This is a genomic window from Pseudomonas sp. TH10 (genome assembly GCF_016651255.1).
GTDB lineage: Bacteria > Pseudomonadota > Gammaproteobacteria > Pseudomonadales > Pseudomonadaceae > Aquipseudomonas.
Genome location: NZ_JAEKEG010000044.1, coordinates 23652 through 38438, shown reverse-complemented (window position 1 = coordinate 38438; position 14787 = coordinate 23652). Strand labels below are relative to the sequence as shown.

Below are 14787 nucleotides of genomic sequence, written 5' to 3'. Positions count from 1 at the left end.
GCCACGCCTGCCCCCGCTGCCAAGCAGGGCAAAACCAGGAACACCGCCATTCTGGAGGGCAAACATGCCACGTCAAGTCATAGTCAACGCTGATGATTTCGGGCTCAGCCCAAACGAAAACGCCGTGATTTTCGGTGCATTCCAGGCGGGCGTGATCAGCTCCGCCACGGCCATGGCCAACATGCCGGCCTTCGAAGCCGCATGCGTCATGGCCCGGCATCCGCTGCTGACCGGGCGCATCGGCCTGCACTTCAACCTCACCTACGGCCAGCCGTTGAGCCTGGGCATTCTTTCGCGCCCACACTTCTGCGACAACGCCGGGGTATTCGACCTCAACCTGCCCCGCCATCGCCTCTGGCTCAGCCGCGAAGATCGCCAAGCGGTTCTGGAGGAGCTTGAAGCGCAATGGCAACGCTGCCTGGACAACGACGTGCGACCCAGCCATCTGGATTCCCATCAACACGTGCACCAACATCTGGCCGATCGGCGAAATCGTCGCGCGCTTTCGCCGCCCGCCAGGGCGTGCCGGTGCGTCTGGCGCGCAACCTGGGGGAAAACCTCAACCTGCCCAAGCGCGTATTCAAGCGCTTGCTCAACGCCCGTCTCCAGCAATTGGCCGGCGCTACTGCCGATTATGTGTGCACGCCTGTGGACCTGCGTAACGCAGCCATGCCGACCAACGGAGTATTGGAAATCGTCGCCCACCCGAACCAGATCGGCGCGGATTTCGGCGACGCTTACCTGAATCCCGAGGAGTCGCTCACGCGGTTGCTGGAGCAGCGGATGCGAGGTGTGCCGCGGGTGTCCTATGGGGCGGTGACCAGCGTCGGGCTACCGGGCGGGGCGGTGGTCGTGAAACCGTAAGGCAGCGCATTTTGCAGGCGCTCGTTTGCCGGCGATGGCGATCTCAGGGGCGTCGCTACCGGCAAGCCAGGCTCCCACAGGTCAGGTAATTCTTATAGGCTTGGCAGATTCCCGGAATAAAAAGAGGAACCTCCCATGCTCGACACTTCCTGCAAGACTGCGCCGCGCCAGAAGGCGTCTGCTATGGCTGTGGCGGCAAGAATCCCCATGGTTTGCATATCAAGAGCTTCTGGCACGAAGACGGCATCCATGTCATGGCCGAGCACCTGCCCGATGCCCGTTACTGCGGTTGGCCCGACCTGGTGTACGGCGGACTGATCGCCATGCTGGTGGACTGCCATTCGAACTGGACCGCCATGGCCTATCACTACCGCGCCGAAACCCGCACAGCCGATAGCCTGCCGCGCATCGACTGCGTCACCGGCAACCTGGGCATCAAATTCATCAAGCCGACGCCCATGGGTGTGCCGCTGACCCTGCGGGCCAAAGTCGAAGGTGACGTTGGCCGCAAGACCCGGGTGATCTGCGAGGTGTATGCCGATGGCGTGCTGACAGCGGTGGGCGATTCGGTGTTCGTGCGGGTCGATACCGGACAGCTGGCCGCCGCTGCGCATGGCCGCGAGGGTTGAGGCTTCGGTACTTTTTTGCCGGCGGCGCGCCCACTCTGGTGCAAAATAGGCACTCGACCGATAAGCTCAGGCCCTGTCGCGAATGCAGTGCAACGAGAGTCATATGAATATCCAAGTTGAGAAGTGTGATGCCCCCGGACCCAGCGTATTGGTTCACCCCAGCACATCATTCAAACAATGTCGGGGGTAACCGCATGATCGAAGTCACCGAAGTTTCCATTGCCCAACTGCGCGCCGCACTTGAATCCGGCCAGACCACCTCGGTGGAACTGGTGCAGGCCTATCTCGCTCGCATCGATGCCTACGACGGCGCCGACACGCCGACCGCACTGAACGCGGTGGTCGTGCGCAATCCGCAAGCGCTGAACGAAGCGCAAGCCTCTGACGCGCGCCGCGCCAAAGGCGAAACCTTGAGCCCGCTCGACGGCATCCCTTACACCGCCAAAGACAGTTATCTGGTCAAGGGCTTGACCGCTGCATCCGGCAGCCCGGCCTTCGTTGATCTGGTCGCCTATCGCGACGCCTTCACCATCGAACGCCTGCGCGGCGCCGGGGCGATTTGCCTGGGCAAGACCAACATGCCGCCGATGGCCAATGGCGGTATGCAGCGCGGTGTCTACGGCCGCGCCGAGAGCCCGTACAACGCCGACTACCTCACTGCGCCTTTCGCTTCCGGCTCGTCGAACGGTGCCGGTACCGCCACTGCCGCCAGTTTCGCCGCGTTCGGTCTGGCTGAAGAAACCTGGTCAAGCGGCCGTGGCCCGGCGTCGAACAATGGTTTGTGCGCCTACACCCCTTCGCGCGGCGTGATTTCGGTACGTGGCAACTGGCCGTTGACGCCGACCATGGACGTCGTCGTGCCTTACGCACGCACCATGGCCGACCTGCTGGAAGTGCTCGACATCGTCGTTGCCGAAGACCCGGACACCCGTGGTGACCTCTGGCGCCTGCAACCGTGGGTACCGATCCCGAGCGTCAGCTCCGTGCGCCCCGCCGCTTACGCTGATCTGGCCGCTGACGCCAAAGCGCTGGCCGGCAAGCGTTTCGCCGTCCCGCGCATGTTCATCAATGCCGACCCTGAAGCCGGCACCAGCGAAGCCCCGGGCATCGGTGGCCCGACCGGCCAGCGCATCAATACCCGTGCGTCGGTGATTGAGTTGTGGAAGCAGGCGCGTCAGGCCCTTGAAGCGGCCGGTGCCGAAGTCATCGAAACCGACTTCCCGTTGGTCTCCAACTGCGAAGGCGATCGTCCCGGCGCGCCGACTGTATTCACCCGTGGTCTGGTCTCGAAAGAGTTCCTTCACCATGAGTTATGGGACCTGACCGCATGGGCGTTCGACGATTTCCTGCAAGCCAACGGCGACCCGAAACTCAATCGTTTGGTCGACGTCGACGGGCCGAAAATCTTCCCCCACGAACCGGGTACGCTGCCTAACCGTGAGGGTGATCTGGTGGCGGGCATGGATGAATACGTGCGCATGGCCGAGCGCGGCATCACGCCGTGGAATGAAATTTCCACAGTGCCCGACGGCCTGCGCGGCCTCGAACAGACCCGGCGCATCGATCTCGAAGATTGGATGGACACGCTCGGCCTCGACGCTGTGCTGTTCCCGACGGTCGCTGACGTCGGCCCGGCGGACGCCGATGTAAACCCTGAGTCGGCCGACATCGCCTGGAGCAACGGCATCTGGGTGGCCAACGGCAACCTCGCGATCCGCCACCTCGGCGTACCGACCGTTACCGTGCCGATGGGCGTGATGGCCGACATTGGCATGCCGGTGGGCCTGACCTTTGCCGGTCGTGCCTATGACGATTCATCGTTGCTGCGCCTAGCCAGTGCGTTCGAGTCCACCGGGTCCAAGCGCCTGATCCCGCCGCGTACGCCTGCGTTGTAGGGAAAATGCCTGTGGGAATTGGGGCGACATGTTGGTGGCTGGTGTGCGCTGGGTGTTAAAAGATCGCAGCCTCGTTTCACTCGACAGCTCCTACGGGGTGGGGAGCGAGATTGGGGCGGCGGGGAGTGCTCGGCGTTGCTCGAGCAGATTGACCATCAGGCATGCGTACAGCGTCACGGCGATAAACAATCCCATGCGTATGGCAAAGGCAGTGTAGACGTCCTTGCCCGCTGCGCTGTCCTGCACCGACTGGCCCAACAGGATGATCATCGTGATCAGGCTGTTGAGCCAGAACCCCGGGCTTAAACCCGTTGGGCTGAGCCGGTAGAGCTTGCGCGCCAGCACCAGGCCGAACAGCAGCATCCACAGGAAAAACATCCACAGGTGCACAAACAGGCTCAGTGCACACCACAACAGGATCGCCAGCAAACCGCCCAGCAGGGTCGAGCCGACCAGCTCCCGACCGACGTTGTGAGTGTGGCTGGTCGAGCTTTGCTGACCCAGGCTGACCGCCTTGAGAATGATCGGCAGGTAACTGGCCGGGTCGATCAATGCCAGCAGGAAGGTCGGCAGGACGATCAGGGTGGCTCGCAGCGCCACCCGTGCGGTCTCGGCAGGCGGCAAGCCTGGGGGATTGGGCGATGGCGGAGCATCCGCCGGTTCGGCAAACAGCCAGTGACTGCATGCCACGGCCAGCACTGCGAGCAGCAGGCCCTTGACCAGTGCCTCGATGACCGTCGCCGCCAGGCCGAAATCGGCAACCCCGGCTGACGAAATCATGGTCAGGCCGATGACCAGGAACGTGACGATAAGCGCATTGCCACCGCGCAGGCCGAAGCGCAATACCAGGAACAGACAGAGGCCAATCAACAACACGCCGCTGAGCGGGTAGTACCGCAGGACCGGAATCAACAACAGACCGATGCCGGTCGTCAGCAGCGCCGCCAGCGCCAGGACCAGTGCTGCCTTGAATGGCAGGGGCCGATTCAGCGTCGCCAGCAACAACACCGCCAGCACCGGCGCCACGAAAGGAATCGGCAAGCCCAGGCCGAAACTCGCCGCCAGGCACAGCGCAGAGCCCGTGGCCAGGCGCAACGCGCGCCGGGCCCTGATCGTGGTTTCAGTAGACATACGACAGCCAGCTCATGAAGCCCAAAAACAAGCGACCGAGTGGGTTCAGCGGATTGCCCTCGCGGGGAAAAGCCATGACTTCAGCCTGCCCGCCGGCGCGGATCCCGCGACTGTCGCGCAAGTGCTCCTTGGCTTCGGAGGAGAACTCGATAATCACCGGGAAGCGCTGCGCCGGGCGCAACCAGTCGCGGCTGTTCTGCACACTGGGCAGGGTTCCGGGCGCGGGCGCCTGACCGACGCTGACCCCGTAACCCACGCTGCGCACGCGCCCCTCGAACACCTCCCCCGGCAGCGCATCCAACACGATCGCCACCGGCGTATCGATTTGGACCAAGCCCAGATTATTCTCGGTCATGTCGGCACTGACCCACACATCGTGGATCGCAATCAGGGTCATCACCGGACCTCCGGCAGCGGCAAACTGGCCGGCATCGGTGCGCAGGTCCGTGATCAACCCGGAGGATCGCGCGCGCACCCGGGTATTGGCCAGATCCAGTTCGGCTTTTGATAACGCCGTGGCGGCACTGCGCAGGGTCGCGTTGTCCTCCTCGCTGCCGCCCTCCTGTTCCCGTGCCCGCTGGACTTCGGCGCGGGCTGCGGCGACCTGGCTCAGGGCCTGTTCGCGATTGGCCCGGGAGACTTCCAGCAAGCGCACCGAGATGGTCCCCGGATCGTCCCGATACAAGCCTTCAAGGCGCTGATTGTCCTGGCGCGCCTTGAGTTCGTTGGCCTGGGCCGCCCTCAGGTTGGCCTGCGCGGCAGCAATGCCGGCAGTGCCGGCACCGATCTGGCGCCGGGTCGACTCAAGATCGGCTCGCGCCCGATCCACGGCAATCTGGTACGGCTGGGGATCGACCTCGAACAGCACCTCGCCGGCCTTCACATCCTGATTGTTCCGCACATTGACCCGAATCACCCGCCCTGCCACTTCCGCCGCCACCGGAATTACGAAGGCCCCTACCCGCGCCTGCTGCGTATACGGCGTGAAGCGATCCGCCAGCAGGTACCAGGCCAGGCTCAGGACAATCAACACCAACACCCACTTGAGGCCCTTGCGGCTCGGATCTGGAGCGGGTGCAGGTGCTGGCGCCGGCGGTGTTTCAGACGAGGGCGGGACAGTGTCGCTCATGGTGTTTTGACCTCGTCGGGCTGGGGAAAGGCAGGCTGGGCAACTGCAGGCTCGTCCAGCAGATCGCCCCAGTCGGTGCGCGCTTGCATCTGCCGGCGAGTGGCGGGATCGACCATTGGCTGGGCGCTGGACCAGCCGCCACCCAAGGCTTTGTACAGGGCAATGACATTGCTCACGGCATTGCTGCGGGCCACCAGGTAGTTGTCCTGTTGCTCCAGCAGCGCCCGCTGCGCATCCAGCACTCGCTGGAAGTCCGAGTAACCTTCGCGGTACTGCGCGCTGGCCAGCACCAGCGAGCGCTTGGCGGCCACTTCAGCCTCGCCCAGGATGCGCTCGCGCTCAAGGGATTTGATCAAGCCGCCAGCGGCATCATCGGCTTCCCGTGCCGCCTGGCGAACCTTGTCGCGATAGACTTCGATCAACTGCTGCAACCGCGCATCCTGCACTCGCACGTTGTTGCTGATCTGGCCATGGTCGAACAGATTCCAGCGCAGGCTCGGCCCCCTATCAGGTCCAGGCTGCGCGGGGTGCCATCCAGTGAATCAGCGGACCAGACGATGCTGCCAAGCAAGGTCAACGAGGGATAAAAATCGCTTTCGGCCACGCCGATCAGCGCCGACTGCGCAGCGACATTGAGCTCGGCAGCTCGCACGTCGGGGCGACGCAGCAGCAGGCTGGCGGGCACATCCTGCAGCACCGCCCGATCCACCAGCGGAATCAGCCCGTCACTCGCCGCCAACTGCGGAACGCCGCCGGGTGGCTGGCCGATCAGTAAGGCCAGGGCATTGCGGGTGCGTTGCAGCTGGTCCTCAAGACTGGGGATGGTGCTCAGGGTGCCCAGGTATTGAGTCCGGGCCTGCTGCAGATCCAGCTCGGCGTTCTGCCCGCTGTTGAACAGCTTCTCGGTGATCTCGAAATTACGCTGTTGCTGCCGGGCATTCTGCTTTGCCACCTGCAACCGCGCCTCGGTGGTGCGCAAGGCAAAATAGGTGTCCGCCACTTGCGCGTGCAGCAGCACCAGCACGTCTTCGTAGTTGGCACGCGCGGCGAAATAGCTGGCGTCGGCCGACTCGATGGCACGGCTGAAGCGCCCCCAGAAATCCAGCTCCCAGCCCACATCGAAACCCACGCTGTGCTGCCAGAAGTGGCTGTCCTGCGGATTGCTGCCGCCGGATTGCCGGCGGTTGAAGTACAGGCTGTCGGCACTGGCTTGCTGCAGCTGCGGGTAACGCCCGCTTTCGGCAATCCCCAGCCGCGCCCGGGCTTCCATGACCCGCAGCCCGGCGACTTTCAGGTCTGCGTTACCCGCGTCCGCAGCGGCAATCAGGCGATCCAGCAACGGGTCGTTGAACACCTGCCACCACTCACGCAGGTCCGGACTCTGTTCGCGCCGGCTGGCCTGTTCCAGGGCCGGGCTGCGCCATTGCCGGCTCCATGCTTCGCCCGGCGCCTGGAAATCCGGCCCCAGACGCACACAGCCGCAAAGGCCGAGCACCCCAAGGATCAGCAGTTGGCGCGGGCGACTGAGCAGGGCTGCGCTAGAGGGCATGGATGTCTTCCGATGCGACGGTCAGTCAAGCATAGCCACAGAATAACGAGACCAACGCAGTTCCTCCGGGCAGCGTCCCGACGCTACTTCACCAGGCGCTTTTCCTTGGACGGCCGGTAGCCGAAGTAGGCGCTGTAGCACTTGCTGAAATGGCTTGGCGAGACGAACCCGCAGGCCACCAGAACTTCGACCTGAGACAACTCGGTGTGCTGCAGCAGCCGGCGCGCCTCGGTAATGCGCAGCTCCAGGTAATAGCGTTGCGGCGTGGTGCCCAGCTGTTCCTTGAACAGGCGTTCGAGGTTGTCGCCGCGAACGACCGGCGTAGACCGCCAGTTGCTCCAGTTCCAGCGGCTCTTCAAGATTGGTGTCCATGAGCTTGACCACCTCGCGCAACGGCGCGCTGACGCAGATGTTCTCCGCCGGCTTGATTCGCCGGTAACGCGATTCCTCAAAGGCCAGGATGTCTTCGACACCCTCGACCAGGGCTTTATCGTAGAGACTCTTGATCCAGTCCAGGGCCATGTGAAAGGCGCCCGAAGGACTGGACGCCGTGAGCCGGTCGCGATCAATGACGTAGGGTTCACTACTGACCTGGGTCGCGCGGGAGATTTCCGCGAGCGCCGGGCGGTGTTCCGGATGAATGGCGCAGCGATAGCCCTCGAGCAGGCCCGCCTTGCCGAGGAACCAGGCGCCGTTCCACAAGCCGGCGAGCATCACGCCCTGCTCCGCTGCGGCCTTGAGCTGAGAGATAAACGCTTCGTTGGCCTTGAGTTCGGTTCGATAACCACCACACACCACCAGCAGATCCAGCCCCTTGATCGCTGAACCGTCGAGACGCGCATCCGGGCGAATGACCAGCCCCAGATCGCTGACTACTTCGCCTTCGCTCAAGCCGAAGGTGCGCGTGGTGAACACTCCTGGACGCAACAGATTGGCGGTCACGAGCGTATCCAGCACCTGCGTGAAGGCCGGCAGCGAAAAATGCTCAAGCAGCAGGAACCCGCAGCGCACCACTTGAGGTGTCGCGCTGGCGTTGTCATTCAGGTAACGAAGGTTCTTGCCCTTTAACCCTTCACTGAACTGGCGTCTTTCGATCAATGGTCGACCTGCTTTGCGACGAAAACCAATACGTTATGGGGCGCATGGAGAAAGCGCAATGGCGGCACCTGGAAAGATATTGAAGCCGCTGACCCTCGCTGCCCGGTGCTACGCTGTGAATGCCTGAAAGAAATAGCGCGCCCTTTTGCATCCGCTCGAGAATCCACCCATGAAGCCGATCCTGATAAGCGGTATCACCCTGGCAATGGTCGGCACGCTGACGTACTCACTGCTGCAGTGGCGCGATGTGCAAAACCACACCCAGGAATTACGCTGCGGGGAAGCCAGGGAGGCATTGAAAGGAGTCGAAGTGCGGGCTCGGGCGTTGGCGGCAGGTTTGACGGTGGATGCTTATGCCAAGGCCGAGGAAGAGGACGTGGCGAAACTCGTCGGCGCCCTGGATGCCGCCAGGAACGATGTCGAGATTGACTCGGTGATGGAATCCCACGCCACGGCGATCGGTGCCGAGGACGCCGCCATTGATGCCGAAGTCGACAGTCGGGGCAACCAGGCCTTCCTGGAGCAAACCTTGCGCAAGCAGCGAATACCGGTGGACGTCAAACAGGAACTGGAACGTGCCGCCAAGGCAGTCAGGCTGATCTGCAGCTGAGCGGCTGGAAAAGGAGTCTCCAGAACCTTATAAAGTGCATTTTTTTCCTGAAAATAAGCGCTTAACGCCGCCGGGAAATTGCTTTGAATTTTTTCTGACACCACCACTCCTTTGTCTATGAGCATAAGGAGGGTCCTCATGAACAGCACCGGTCTCTACATCATTGAATACCTGCTCCACGGGGAGCCGAGGTCGTTCATCATCCGTGCAAAAGTGATGAGCAATCGCGATGCCTGGCATTGGGCAAGTTGTGATGCCGGCATAGCGCCCATCCCCAAACCCGGAAGGCCGCCGCTCAAAGTGGTATCCAGGCCCCAGGCGGAAAAATACGGCGTTGTCGAAGTGCGCTGGCGCGAGTCGGCCAAGCTCGACTGGACCGAGGCGACGCCGTCCTGAATAACCGGGGGCCGGCGGTCAGCGGGTATGAAAAATCCCGAACTCGACCTGCACCCTTGCATCCAATGTGAAAGCCGATGGAGGTATGCGACATGAACGACAATGATGACCGCAGCAACGATGGCGAATCACCCGTGACATCCAACGCACCACCCAGGGACTCGTCCGGCAAGCCGGTGAATGTGGTGCAGAGGGATCTGGCGGACACGGACGACGATACCCGCGCAGTGGACGAAGTCATCACGCCCTCCTCCACCCGCACCAAGGAGCAGGACACCCAAGAGCTGCAGAAAAAGGTCGATGAGATAGAGCGCAAAGTGGCCGATGGAAACTGACCACTAGGTGTCACACGAAATAGAGGGAGGCCTGACGCAGGCCTCCCTTTTTCACACCTGCTGTCAGGAAGTACCCAACCCTGCGGACAAGTCCGCTGGAGCGCTGGAGGCAGTGCGTTGTTGCCCGTTCGGGACGCTACTGTTCATATCCGTCTGGGCCGCCGTTGGCGCATCGGCATGATCAGTGGTCTTGGTGACGGTATCGCGCACCGCTTCAAATCCTTCACGCGCCTGCTGCTTGACCTTGTCCGTCAGTCCCGCGCTGGTTTTGCCCAGGTAACGTTGCTCGGTAGCCGTCGAGGGGATCGCGGCGCCCAGTAACGCGCCTAACGCGATGCCCGCCGCAGCGACCATCAACGGCTGTTCCCTGAGTAGATGTGTGAACTGATCCCCCATTGCCTGCGTACCGCGCGCGAGCCGATCACTGGCGTCGTGCATGGCGTGACTGACGTTGTCAGCTGGCGGCCCCCAGGCTGTCGCCCAGGTGCGCGGCCTTGCCCTTGACGGACTGGTAGCCTTCCTTCATGGAATCTGCGGTGTGGTGCAAGCGGTCCCGCGCGCTGTCAATGCCGTCCGACACGCCATCGGCCCACTCTCCAGACCCTGCTGTGCTCTGGACCACTGCGATAACCGACGTTCGCGGCATTGGGGGCCGATTCTGGCTCATCATCAGCCACAGCAACCCCACCGAGGTCAGCACGGCGGGCACCGGATTGTTGCGCACGCTGGTACCCAGGTTGGAGAGGAACGCGGTGCCGTTGCCTTGCATCATGCCCCATGCTTGATCGAACATCTGGCCGGGGGTGAATTTACTCTCCAGCTTGTCGACGATGTTGCCGATACTGGCACGTTGCGCGTCGATTTCCCGCTCGATCTGTTCAGGGCTTTTTTGCGATTCGATATCCAGTTCAGTGTTCATGAGACTTTCCTCCGCAGCGCTTCCTGATCCTTGTTCAAGGCATCGAGTGTCCGGTCAGGTTTGAAGTGTGATGGCTCAAACTGTTTTTTGCCCGACTGCAGCATGGCGAAGCCGATGATCATCACCACCACGCCGACGATCAGCGCTGCTAGCCACGGCGTCATGAACAGGCTCAAGCCGTAAACCGCCGCCATTAGCAGAATGATGAAGCCCGCCAGGAACACAATCGCACCGCCCGCTACCGCAGCAATGCCGGCCTTGAGTGTGTTGAGACTGGCCTGCAGCTCGGCCTTGGCCAGGGCCAGTTCCTTGGTGAACAGGGCCGGCACCTCACGTGACAACTGGCGCAACAGGCCGACGACTGAAGCGTCGGTTTCAACCACGGGTACGGGGCGTGCGCCCGGCAGATCTGGGTTTTCTCTGTTCATCACAGTGCTCCCTTGAAGTCATTCGAACCTGGAGTTGTCGGGGTCGCAAAGTCGCTGGGATGGTCCTGCTCGCCCGGCGCGGACGGGGTGATGCCGGTGTCTAGCCCGGTGTGCGCAGCGACCGATGTTTCGTACGGGCGCTGCGCACCAAAGCTGCCGGGCGCAGGCGCAGAGCTGCTGTTCTCTGAAGGCTTTTGCGCGCTGGCGGTATAGGCCGCAGCAGTACCAGCCTTGAGGAATCGCGACAGGCCGAATCCCAGCGCGACGCTGCCTGCCAGGAACAGGGCCGGATTGTTGCGCGCCAGGTCGGCCGCATCGTGCAGCAACTGCTCGGCGCTTTTGCCACGCAGATTACCGGCCAGGCCGGTCATGGATTCGGCCATGTCGGCCAGGTAGTCGGACATGCCGAGGCTGTCCTTGTCTTCGATCTCCGAGACAAAGGACTTTGCCCCTTTGGCCAATGCCTCGATCTGATCGGCAGCGGTATCGCGGTACTGCCCGAACTGCGCATCCGCTTGTTGCCTCACGTCACCGAGCGCCTCGGTGACGCCTTCCTTCAAATGTTGAAAATCGGCCTCCGGTCTTGCGGAGCCCTGATGATCGTTCTGACCTTCAGTCCTGCTGTCTGGAATATTCATGACGTCCCTCGCCTTTCGAAAAATGCGTTTTCGGGTGCGCCACGACAGTTTCGCAGCCGCCCTCAGTTCAGATGACGGAGCTGCATTAACAGGAGTTCAAACAGAATGATGAGCGACAAACGCGCCGACGGGTAACCCAACAAGTCGTCTGAAAGCCGCGTCAATAAAAAGAATTCAGGACGCTGACTGCGGTCTGCGTCTGACTGTTGCAAAGTCCGGACTTGGTTTTCTCAAATGCGCGCTGACGGTCGGCCAGCCTGGATTTCGACTGGCCCAAGGTCATAACGAGCAATCTTTGCTTGTGCAGAGGGTGGCAGTCGGGGGTCAGCTGCCATCGCGCAAAATCAGCGCATGTCCCCCGTCCCACTCGGCGAACAGGCTCTGCCCGCAATGCACGCCCAGCTGGTTATAGTCGGCATGGGTCTTTTGCACCTTCAGCTCCAGGCCGCCGCTGGCTTCGAGATACACGTTGACCATCGAGCCAATGAACTCCTCCCCGACGACAGTGCACGCCAGCCGATTTTGCCGCACCGGCCGGGTGGTCAGTTCGATATGCTCGGCGCTGACACAGACCGTGACCGCCTCCCCTGCACTCACCGATTTGCCCTCCGGCAGTCGCGCGACGAAACTACCCTGCGCTGATTCCAGCCGCACCAGACCGCTGTCGTCGAACCCTGCCACCGTGCCGGGGAAGATGTTCTTGCCGCCGACGAACTCGGCCACGAAGCGATTGTGCGGTTCAACAAATACCGCCTGGGGCGTGCCAATCTGCTCCACCCGGCCACGGCTCATGATCACCACGCGATCCGCCATCGCGAAGGCCTCGGACTGACTGTGGGTGACATAGACAAAGGTAATGCCCAAGTCCTTTTGCAGCCCGGTGAGTACCCCCTGCATGCGCACACTCAGGTGCGCATCGAGGGCACTCAATGGCTCGTCGAGCAGCAGGATCGGGGGTTCCGTGACCAGTGAGCGGGCCAGCGCCATCACGCTGGCGCTGGCCCCCGGACAGCAGGCTGATGTCCCGATTGGCGAACTCCCCGAGGTCCAGACGCTCAAGCCAGTGCAATGCCTTTTTGCGCCGCTGCGCCTTGGCCATGCCGCGCATGCGCAGGCCGAACTCGACGTTTTCCAGTACATTCAAAAATGGGAACAACGCCAGGTTCTGCCACACCAGTGGCGTCTCCCGCTGCCAGGAATACAGGTCATTGATGCGCTCGCCGTTCAGGCGGATTTCGCCCTCGCTCGGTTTGTCGAGCCCGGCGAGCATGCGCAGTGTCGTGGTCTTGCCACACCCGCTGGAACCCATGATGGCGACAAATTCGCCTTTGTAGATCTCCAGGTTGAGCCGCTCGACAGCCTGGTAGCTGCCGAAATGCTTGACCACGTTGTCAAATACCACCAGCGGTTGAGTCATGGCGTAGTCCTTCGGGTTGGAGGGTGTAGGGGCGCTCGTCGCGGTCAGGCGTTGCGCCGACGCATCAACAGCATTTGCGCGAAGATCACCAGGCTCATGGTGGTAATGAAGACAATCGTGCCGATGGCGTTGATGGTCGGGCTCACCTGGCCTTGCAAGGTATTGAGGATGCGCACCGGAACGGTCTCGTTCAGGCCCGAGACGAACCAGGCCACCGCGAACTCGTCGAAGGACACTGCCATGGTCACGAACAACGCGGCGAAGATGCTCGGCGCAGTGAATGGCAGGATCACGAAGCGCATGGCCTTCCACTGGTTGGCTCCCAGGTTCCACGCCGCCGCCTCGATATGGGGATCCATCTGCGCCAGCCGCATGCGGATGACTGCCATGGCGAACGGCGTGCACATCACGATATGGCTGATCATCACTGCGTAGATCGACCCTGACAGACCTACCCGGGAAAGGAACGCCAGCATCGCCAGGCCCATGATCACCACCGGAATGGTCGGCGGCAGCGTCGCGAGTGCCATGTAGATCGACTTGCCGAAAAACTGGTAACGAAAGTCGGTATAGGCCGCAGTGAAACCCAATAGAGTCGAAACCAGTGACACCACCACGCCCACCAGCAGACTGTTCCTGAACGCCTGCCAGACTGCCGGATCCGCAGCGATGACCTCGTACCAGTGCAGGCTGAAACCGCCCAGGGGCAAGGATGGAAAGCGGTCGATATTGAACGAGAACACAAAGCTGCCGGCAATGGGCGTGAAGATGAACATGAACACCAGCACGACAAAGCTGCGCAGCAGGAAGTTGATCAGGCGATGCTCGTTCATGGGCGTCTCCGATAAGCAAAGCGAACCGCAGCAAAGGCCGTGATCAGCAGCGTGATGATCATGACCGTCGCAATCACCGCTGCACGGGGCCATTGCTGACCGGACTTGGTGGTGTCGGTGATCAGGGTGCTGAGGGTCGGTGGTTGACCGCCGCCCAGGTACAGCGGGCTGACAAAATCACCGAAGGTCAGGATGAAACAGAACAGCGCCGCCACGACGATGCCAATCCGCGCCGAAGGTATGACCACCAGCAGCACGGTGCGCCAACGCCCGCTGCCGAGGTTGTGCGCGGCCTCGATCAACGAACGATCGATGTACATCAGGCTGAACAATTGCAGCAGCACCACCAGGGGCAGGCACAGGGTGAAGTAGCCGACATAGGTGCCGACGGTGGTGTTCAACATGGCCACCGAGCCGATGCCGAGCAGCCCCAGCGCCGCGTTGAGAATCCCGTTGTCGCTCAGGAACACCTGCCACGAATACGTGCGCACCAGATAACTGGTGAAAAACGGCGTGATCAGCAGCAGTACCAGTAGCTGCCGGGCAGAATCGCGAAACTTGAAGGCAATGGTGTAGGCACACGGAAACGCCACCAGGCTGACCAGTACAGTGGCGCCCGCCGCCATGGCCAGGGTGTGCACATAGGCGTCCCAGAAGAACCCGCGGCTGAACATGTAGCTCCAGTTCAGCCACTCGAAGGTCGGCACCATCCGAAAGTTGCGCACCACCCAGAAACTGATCGCCACCAGGAAGGCCAGCGGAAACACGAAAAAACCAGTTGCCAGATCAGGATCGGCAGCGAAAAACACAGCCCGAACCACGGCACGTGCACGGCCTTCCTGGTGGTGCGCTGGCGTATGGCGGGGCTGCTGTCGGACAGTACCGGCGGTGAAGTCTTCAACTTGTCTGAAATCAT

At 62.0% G+C, this 14787-nt stretch carries 15 protein-coding genes and 3 pseudogenes; 6 read left to right on the top strand and 12 right to left on the bottom strand.

The genetic code is table 11. The annotated features are described in order from the left end of the window. Window positions 1-64 precede the first annotated feature (64 nt). The 3 genes and pseudogenes from JFT80_RS06970 to JFT80_RS06960 all read left to right on the top strand — a co-directional run bounded on the left by JFT80_RS06970 (window position 65) and on the right by JFT80_RS06960 (window position 3388). A pseudogene (locus JFT80_RS06970) lies at window positions 65-864 on the top strand (ChbG/HpnK family deacetylase). A 149-nt stretch (window positions 865-1013) separates the two neighbouring features. Next, window positions 1014-1493: a PaaI family thioesterase gene (locus JFT80_RS06965; protein ID WP_201147365.1), complete on the top strand. Its 480-nt coding sequence runs from the start codon at window positions 1014-1016 to the stop codon at window positions 1491-1493. Between the two features lie 194 nt (window positions 1494-1687). Next, window positions 1688-3388 carry an amidase gene (locus JFT80_RS06960; RefSeq protein WP_201147363.1) on the top strand — a complete coding sequence of 567 codons (1701 nt, stop codon included), beginning with the start codon at window positions 1688-1690 and terminating at the stop codon, window positions 3386-3388. Between the two features lie 90 nt (window positions 3389-3478). Here the strand turns inward: JFT80_RS06960 and JFT80_RS06955 are convergent, their stop codons facing one another. From JFT80_RS06955 to JFT80_RS06940, 4 genes and pseudogenes are all read right to left on the bottom strand, one after another. Further along, window positions 3479-4519 (bottom strand): DUF2955 domain-containing protein, encoded by a 1041-nt coding sequence (locus JFT80_RS06955; RefSeq protein WP_201147362.1) that lies wholly within the window; start codon window positions 4517-4519, stop codon window positions 3479-3481. Further along, window positions 4509-5648 carry an HlyD family secretion protein gene (locus JFT80_RS06950; protein ID WP_201147361.1) on the bottom strand — a complete coding sequence of 380 codons (1140 nt, stop codon included), beginning with the start codon at window positions 5646-5648 and terminating at the stop codon, window positions 4509-4511. The genes JFT80_RS06955 and JFT80_RS06950 overlap by 11 nt, the downstream gene beginning before the upstream one ends. Continuing rightward, a pseudogene (locus JFT80_RS06945) lies at window positions 5645-7197 on the bottom strand (efflux transporter outer membrane subunit). The gene JFT80_RS06950 and the pseudogene JFT80_RS06945 overlap by 4 nt, the downstream one beginning before the upstream one ends. 83 nt (window positions 7198-7280) lie before the next feature. Beyond that, a pseudogene (locus JFT80_RS06940) lies at window positions 7281-8295 on the bottom strand (GlxA family transcriptional regulator). Between the two features lie 169 nt (window positions 8296-8464). Here JFT80_RS06940 and JFT80_RS06935 point away from each other — a divergent pair. The 3 genes from JFT80_RS06935 to JFT80_RS06925 all read left to right on the top strand — a co-directional run bounded on the left by JFT80_RS06935 (window position 8465) and on the right by JFT80_RS06925 (window position 9636). Continuing rightward, window positions 8465-8905: a hypothetical protein gene (locus JFT80_RS06935; protein ID WP_122839197.1), complete on the top strand. Its 441-nt coding sequence runs from the start codon at window positions 8465-8467 to the stop codon at window positions 8903-8905. Window positions 8906-9043: 138 nt separating this feature from the next. After that, window positions 9044-9301 (top strand): DUF6555 family protein, encoded by a 258-nt coding sequence (locus JFT80_RS06930; protein ID WP_045062182.1) that lies wholly within the window; start codon window positions 9044-9046, stop codon window positions 9299-9301. 92 nt (window positions 9302-9393) lie between these two features. After that, the gene (locus JFT80_RS06925; RefSeq protein WP_201147360.1) at window positions 9394-9636 is read left to right on the top strand and encodes a hypothetical protein; all 243 of its coding nucleotides are present in this window, start codon (window positions 9394-9396) and stop codon (window positions 9634-9636) included. A gap of 63 nt (window positions 9637-9699) precedes the next feature. Here the strand turns inward: JFT80_RS06925 and JFT80_RS25380 are convergent, their stop codons facing one another. The 8 genes from JFT80_RS25380 to JFT80_RS25070 form a co-directional block, all read right to left on the bottom strand. Next, complete coding sequence (locus tag JFT80_RS25380) at window positions 9700-10074, bottom strand: hypothetical protein (protein WP_374091331.1); 375 nt, start codon at window positions 10072-10074, stop codon at window positions 9700-9702. Between the two features lie 16 nt (window positions 10075-10090). Next, window positions 10091-10555, bottom strand: coding sequence for a DUF3618 domain-containing protein (locus tag JFT80_RS25375; protein ID WP_374091330.1), 465 nt, complete (start codon window positions 10553-10555; stop codon window positions 10091-10093). After that, on the bottom strand, window positions 10552-10983 hold the full coding sequence (locus tag JFT80_RS06915) for a phage holin family protein (protein WP_201147359.1): 432 nt from the start codon (window positions 10981-10983) through the stop codon (window positions 10552-10554). The genes JFT80_RS25375 and JFT80_RS06915 overlap by 4 nt, the downstream gene beginning before the upstream one ends. Then, a complete protein-coding gene (locus tag JFT80_RS06910) occupies window positions 10983-11621 on the bottom strand; it encodes a hypothetical protein (RefSeq protein WP_201147358.1) in 639 nt (212 codons plus the stop codon). Before JFT80_RS06910 ends, JFT80_RS06915 begins: the two co-directional genes overlap by 1 nt. A 324-nt stretch (window positions 11622-11945) precedes the next feature. Next, on the bottom strand, window positions 11946-12413 hold the full coding sequence (locus JFT80_RS23915) for a TOBE domain-containing protein (RefSeq protein ID WP_242482820.1): 468 nt from the start codon (window positions 12411-12413) through the stop codon (window positions 11946-11948). After that, entirely contained in the window at window positions 12361-13038 is a 678-nt protein-coding gene (locus tag JFT80_RS23910) for an ABC transporter ATP-binding protein (RefSeq protein ID WP_242482819.1), read from the bottom strand. Before JFT80_RS23910 ends, JFT80_RS23915 begins: the two co-directional genes overlap by 53 nt. A gap of 44 nt (window positions 13039-13082) precedes the next feature. After that, on the bottom strand, window positions 13083-13871 hold the full coding sequence (locus JFT80_RS06900; protein ID WP_122839203.1) for an ABC transporter permease: 789 nt from the start codon (window positions 13869-13871) through the stop codon (window positions 13083-13085). Further along, the gene (locus tag JFT80_RS25070) at window positions 13868-14497 is read right to left on the bottom strand and encodes an ABC transporter permease (protein ID WP_307833052.1); all 630 of its coding nucleotides are present in this window, start codon (window positions 14495-14497) and stop codon (window positions 13868-13870) included. The genes JFT80_RS06900 and JFT80_RS25070 overlap by 4 nt, the downstream gene beginning before the upstream one ends. Window positions 14498-14787 lie beyond the last annotated feature (290 nt).

Coding starts and splice junctions, on each gene's coding strand:
- JFT80_RS06915 (WP_201147359.1), bottom strand. CDS start 10,983: ATGAACAGAGAAAACCCAGATCTGCCGGGCGCACGCCCCGTACCCGTG.
- JFT80_RS23915 (WP_242482820.1), bottom strand. CDS start 12,413: ATGAGCCGTGGCCGGGTGGAGCAGATTGGCACGCCCCAGGCGGTATTT.
- JFT80_RS25380 (WP_374091331.1), bottom strand. CDS start 10,074: ATGCACGACGCCAGTGATCGGCTCGCGCGCGGTACGCAGGCAATGGGG.
- JFT80_RS06910 (WP_201147358.1), bottom strand. CDS start 11,621: ATGAATATTCCAGACAGCAGGACTGAAGGTCAGAACGATCATCAGGGC.
- JFT80_RS25070 (WP_307833052.1), bottom strand. CDS start 14,497: ATGGCGGCGGGCGCCACTGTACTGGTCAGCCTGGTGGCGTTTCCGTGT.
- JFT80_RS25375 (WP_374091330.1), bottom strand. CDS start 10,555: ATGAACACTGAACTGGATATCGAATCGCAAAAAAGCCCTGAACAGATC.
- JFT80_RS06950 (WP_201147361.1), bottom strand. CDS start 5,648: ATGAGCGACACTGTCCCGCCCTCGTCTGAAACACCGCCGGCGCCAGCA.
- JFT80_RS06900 (WP_122839203.1), bottom strand. CDS start 13,871: ATGAACGAGCATCGCCTGATCAACTTCCTGCTGCGCAGCTTTGTCGTG.
- JFT80_RS06925 (WP_201147360.1), top strand. CDS start 9,394: ATGAACGACAATGATGACCGCAGCAACGATGGCGAATCACCCGTGACA.
- JFT80_RS23910 (WP_242482819.1), bottom strand. CDS start 13,038: ATGACTCAACCGCTGGTGGTATTTGACAACGTGGTCAAGCATTTCGGC.
- JFT80_RS06935 (WP_122839197.1), top strand. CDS start 8,465: ATGAAGCCGATCCTGATAAGCGGTATCACCCTGGCAATGGTCGGCACG.
- JFT80_RS06960 (WP_201147363.1), top strand. CDS start 1,688: ATGATCGAAGTCACCGAAGTTTCCATTGCCCAACTGCGCGCCGCACTT.
- JFT80_RS06930 (WP_045062182.1), top strand. CDS start 9,044: ATGAACAGCACCGGTCTCTACATCATTGAATACCTGCTCCACGGGGAG.
- JFT80_RS06955 (WP_201147362.1), bottom strand. CDS start 4,519: ATGTCTACTGAAACCACGATCAGGGCCCGGCGCGCGTTGCGCCTGGCC.